4 protein-coding genes and 2 pseudogenes are annotated in these 2,779 nt (G+C 67.5%); 4 read left to right on the top strand and 2 right to left on the bottom strand.

The genetic code is table 11. From position 1 onward, the window contains the following. Positions 1 to 261 (top strand): annotated as a pseudogene (locus VXC91_RS44320) (hypothetical protein); the annotation flags it as partial. Continuing rightward, positions 258 to 677 (top strand): VOC family protein, encoded by a 420-nt coding sequence (locus VXC91_RS44315; RefSeq protein WP_329513005.1) that lies wholly within the window; start codon positions 258 to 260, stop codon positions 675 to 677. The pseudogene VXC91_RS44320 and the gene VXC91_RS44315, both read left to right, overlap by 4 nt. Before the next feature lie 241 nt (positions 678 to 918). On the opposite strand, the gene VXC91_RS44310 is transcribed toward VXC91_RS44315, so the two are convergent. Next, on the bottom strand, positions 919 to 1,503 hold the full coding sequence (locus VXC91_RS44310; protein WP_329513004.1) for a TIGR03086 family metal-binding protein: 585 nt from the start codon (positions 1,501 to 1,503) through the stop codon (positions 919 to 921). 63 nt (positions 1,504 to 1,566) lie between these two features. On the opposite strand from VXC91_RS44310, the gene VXC91_RS44305 reads away from it, so the two are divergent. After that, a complete protein-coding gene (locus VXC91_RS44305; RefSeq protein WP_329513003.1) occupies positions 1,567 to 2,379 on the top strand; it encodes an AraC family transcriptional regulator in 813 nt (270 codons plus the stop codon). Between the two features lie 148 nt (positions 2,380 to 2,527). On the opposite strand, the gene VXC91_RS44300 is transcribed toward VXC91_RS44305, so the two are convergent. After that, positions 2,528 to 2,656 carry a hypothetical protein gene (locus VXC91_RS44300; protein WP_329513002.1) on the bottom strand — a complete coding sequence of 43 codons (129 nt, stop codon included), beginning with the start codon at positions 2,654 to 2,656 and terminating at the stop codon, positions 2,528 to 2,530. 5 nt (positions 2,657 to 2,661) lie between these two features. Here VXC91_RS44300 and VXC91_RS44295 point away from each other — a divergent pair. After that, positions 2,662 to 2,779 (top strand): annotated as a pseudogene (locus VXC91_RS44295) (type I restriction endonuclease subunit M); the annotation flags it as partial.

Genomic DNA, 2,779 nt, shown 5'->3' with positions numbered 1-2,779 from the left:
CTGGTCGCGCTCAAGGACGGCTACCGCGAGTCGGGCGAGTCAGGGGCGGATCTACTGCGGGACTGCGCCCGCCGGGGCATGAAGGCCACCCGCGGCGCCGGCTCCCGCACCGCCGCACTCGCCATGATCTTCAAGCTTGTCGAGTCCGCTCAGAACCGCTGGCGGGCCGTGAATGCACCCCACCTCGTCGCGCTCGTCCGGGCTGGAGCCCCCATTGAGCGCGGCCAGCTCGTCGAACGCGCCGAGGCGGTCACCGCATGAGCCGGCCATCGCACGGCACGCTGCATCACGTCGAGCTGTGGGTGCCGGACCTACATCGCGCGCTCGCCTCGCTCGGCTGGCTGCTGGAGGCGCTGGGTTACACCCTCTACCAGAGCTGGGACGGCGGACGCAGCTGGCAGCTCGGGCCGACCTACCTGGTCATCGAGCAGTCGCCGGCCCTCACCGCCGAAGAGCACGATCGCTGCCGCCCGGGGCTGAACCACCTGGCCTTCCACGTCGAAGACGCCGCCATGGTCGAGAAGCTGGTGGCCGACGCCGCCCGACACGGCTGGCATCTGATGTTCCCCGAGCGGCATCCATACGCCGGCGGCGGACAGCACTACGCCGCCTACCTGGAGAACGACGACGGCTTCGAAGTCGAACTCGTCGCGATCAACTCACCGGAACAAAACTGAGATCAACCGATCCACAAATCTTGACGATCACTCGGCTGGCGGCTTGTTCGCGAAGCGGGTCGGACCACAGCACTCTGTCTTCGCCGGTGGCGGAACCCCGCGGGGTTGGCTCTCACCGAGATGCAGCGCTTCGCTGTGCTCGACGAGGACGTCCCCCAGTCACTGACGGCCGCTGAGCCCTACCCACAGCAGGGAACGTGGGTTGCGATCCGCAGGACCACAGGGGGCTGCTTGCACCCCCTCACATGCGGTCAGCTGGACGCTTCCACGACGGGTCACGGCCAGCCAGTCCCAGAGCGCGGTCAAACAGCGGTGCGGTCGGCGGCACGCTGACCTCGGGGCCGAACACCCCGTACCGCCTGGCCATCTCGGCTTTGCCGGCGATGTCCTCGTACAGCGCTGCCGCGAGTTCGTCGTCCACGTTCAGCTTCTGCCCGGTGGCCACCGCCAGGTCCCAGCCGTGCAGCAGCCACTCGCCCAGCACGATCCCACCGATGAAGCGGGCCGGCATCTGCCCGCTCCCGGTCAGCGCCGTCTCGCCCGCCCATGCCTCTGAAACGCTCCAAACGGCGGCGGTCGCCGCCGAGCGGGCGGCATATGCCTCGGCCCAATCCGGCTCCGCGGTGAAATCACTCCCCTCCGCCACTTCATTCGGAGCCTGCGGGGGCTGCTTCAGTCCCGCGGCGTGCCCCCGCACGCCGGTGAAGAAGATCAGGTGGTTCAGGAGTGCACCGACCTTCAGCTCCGGACACGGTGTGCGCCCGTCGAACGCGTCCGGCCCGACCCCTCGGACGATGTCCACCGCCGATTCGGAGGCTCGGGCCATCACAGATCTCGTCTCCACGTCATCCCTTCCCGCTTGCCGTCAGGCACGGTAGACAGGACGACGATGACGGGTATTGAACAAACGCGACAGCGGGCCATCCTCGACCCGCGCACCGCGGCTGAGCGATTCCGACTCGACCACGAACCGGCCCCGGCGGATCTGACCCCATTCGTGGACGGGTACTGGATCCTCCACTGGGGCCTGACCGAACCGCACCGGCAGCAAGTCCTCACCCACCCGGTGGTCCACCTCACCTTCACCACCGGCGGGCAGGCCCACATCACAGGCATCGTCAGCGACACGTTCACCCGAGAGATCTCTGGCACCGGCCGGGCACTGGGCCTACGATTCCGACCCGGTGGCTTCCGCCCCTTCCTCACTGCTCCGGTGTCCACCCTCACCGACCGAGTCCTGGACATCGAAGAGATCTTCGGCCCGGCGGCGCGGGCGGCAGCAGACGCGATCATCGCCGAACCCCGCGTGCCCACCGCGCTCCACCTCGCAGCCACGCTCCTGCGCGACTTCCGGCCCACGCCCGACCCTGCCATCGACAAGGCGACCAAGCTGGTCGAAACGATCAACACCGATCCTGCTGTTCTACGGGTGTCCCAGCTGGCCGCAATCGCCGACATGAGCGTGCGCCAGCTGCAGAGGCTGTTCGCCGAATACGTCGGCATCGGACCCAAGTGGGTGATCCGGCGAGCCAGCATGCAGGAAGCCGCCGCACGTGCGGCCGCCGATCCGCAGGACTGGTCCGCACTCGCCGCCGAACTGGGCTACGCCGATCAAGCACACTTCACCCGCGACTTCACCGCATCCATAGGCACCTCCCCCGCGAAGTACGCGTCTTCGGCGGGACGCCGGAACGACTCCTGAAGTACCCGACCCCGCGCCGCACGTGCCAGAGGCAGCTCAGCGTCTGCGCACCTCACGGAGACCCGCAGAATCTGGTGCAGTACAGCAGCGAAGTACAGACGATCAGCCGACTCGAGCGCGGTGGGACTTTCCCTACTAAGAGGGTGTCTCACGTGGCAAGTTTCGGGAGCTTCTTGTAGCAGGTCAGGGCGGCGGCCATGGCCAGGCCTCGGCTCTGCCAGTCGTTGCGGACCACGTACGGGATCTTGAGACCACGAGCAGCCCATGGCAGGCTCATGCCGCATGATCGATGAATTCGCGAAGGACAACCTGCACGGGAGACTGCGGCGGGACCGCAAGGCGCTGCTCTGGAAACTCGACGGCTTGTCCGAATACGACGCCCGCCGACCTTTGACAGCGT

The organism is Streptomyces chiangmaiensis (genome assembly GCF_036281785.1).
In the GTDB taxonomy this organism is placed as follows: domain Bacteria; phylum Actinomycetota; class Actinomycetes; order Streptomycetales; family Streptomycetaceae; genus Streptomyces; species Streptomyces chiangmaiensis.
Note: the sequence above shows the minus strand (reverse complement) of the source record. Positions and strands in the feature narration are given on the sequence as shown.

What these genes read in the sequence shown, in the direction of transcription:
- VXC91_RS44315 (WP_329513005.1), top strand. Translation starts at nt 258, where the DNA reads ATGAGCCGGCCATCGCACGGCACGCTGCATCACGTCGAGCTGTGGGTG.
- VXC91_RS44310 (WP_329513004.1), bottom strand. Translation starts at nt 1,503, where the DNA reads ATGGCCCGAGCCTCCGAATCGGCGGTGGACATCGTCCGAGGGGTCGGG.
- VXC91_RS44305 (WP_329513003.1), top strand. Translation starts at nt 1,567, where the DNA reads ATGACGGGTATTGAACAAACGCGACAGCGGGCCATCCTCGACCCGCGC.
- VXC91_RS44300 (WP_329513002.1), bottom strand. Translation starts at nt 2,656, where the DNA reads ATGAGCCTGCCATGGGCTGCTCGTGGTCTCAAGATCCCGTACGTGGTC.